At 66.0% G+C, this 940-nt stretch carries 1 protein-coding gene and 1 pseudogene; both read left to right on the forward strand.

Going from position 1 to position 940, the window contains the following annotated elements; translation table 11 throughout:
• Positions 1-388: GTP-binding protein (locus EN745_RS35250; RefSeq protein ID WP_189363275.1), on the forward strand; the 388-nt coding region annotated here is incomplete at its 5' end.
• A 17-nt stretch (positions 389-405) separates the two neighbouring features.
• A pseudogene (locus EN745_RS35255) lies at positions 406-940 on the forward strand (cobaltochelatase subunit CobN); the annotation flags it as partial.

The raw sequence follows: 940 nt of genomic DNA on the forward strand, positions 1-940 counted from the left end.
CGGCAAGGTCGATCCTTCCCTGCTGCTGGGGCTTGGTCTTGCCGTCGAGGACGACATCGAGAATCGCAAATCCCATCATGACGGCGCATTCGACCACGAACATGACGACTTCGACACTTTCATTGTCGACATTCCATCGATCGCCAATCCGGACGAGCTCGCAAAACGCGTCGCCGCCGCCGCCGAAGAGGAAAACGTGCTGCGCGTAAAAGGTTTCGTCGAGGTCGGCGGCAAGCCGATGCGGCTTTTGCTGCAGGCCGTCGGGCCGCGCGTCAACCACTACTACGACCGCGCCTGGACCGCCGAAGACGACCGTCGCTCGCGCCTCGTCGTCATCGGCCTGAAGGGGCTGAACCGCCCGGCGATCGAGCGTATCCTCGCCGGCTGAGGCAAACCCGAACCGCCATGCACATCCTCACCACCACATCCGCCTCGCTCGACGATCTCGCCGAGCCTGTCGATCTCAGGCAGACGCCTGCGGATGTCGTGGCGCTGTCCTTCACCGACAGCGATCTCTCGGGGCTCGCGGCTGCATGGAAGGCCGACGCGGAACGATTGCCCTCAATGCGGCTCGCCGCGTTGCGCGATCTCCGCCATCCGATGTCGGTCGACCTCTGGATCGACAGCGTCGCCCGCCATGCCAAGGTCATCCTGGTCCGCATCCTCGGCGGCTATGACTGGTGGCGCTACGGCTGCGACCAGCTCGCCGCGGTCGCGCGCGAACGCGGCATCAAGCTGGCGCTGCTGCCCGGCGAAAGCCACGACGAGGACCTCCGGCTGATCGAGGGCTCGACCCTGCCACGCGCCGAACTGGACGCCCTGCTCGGCTATTTCCGCGAAGGCGGCCCGGCCAATATGACAGCGCTGGTGAAGAGGCTGGCGTGGCTGGCTGGGTCAGACACGGCGGTGGCCGAGCCGGTTAGAGTGCCGAAGGCAGGGT

Origin of the sequence: Mesorhizobium sp. M4A.F.Ca.ET.022.05.2.1 (assembly GCF_003998845.1) — a bacterium.
Taxonomy (GTDB): Bacteria; Pseudomonadota; Alphaproteobacteria; order Rhizobiales; family Rhizobiaceae; genus Mesorhizobium.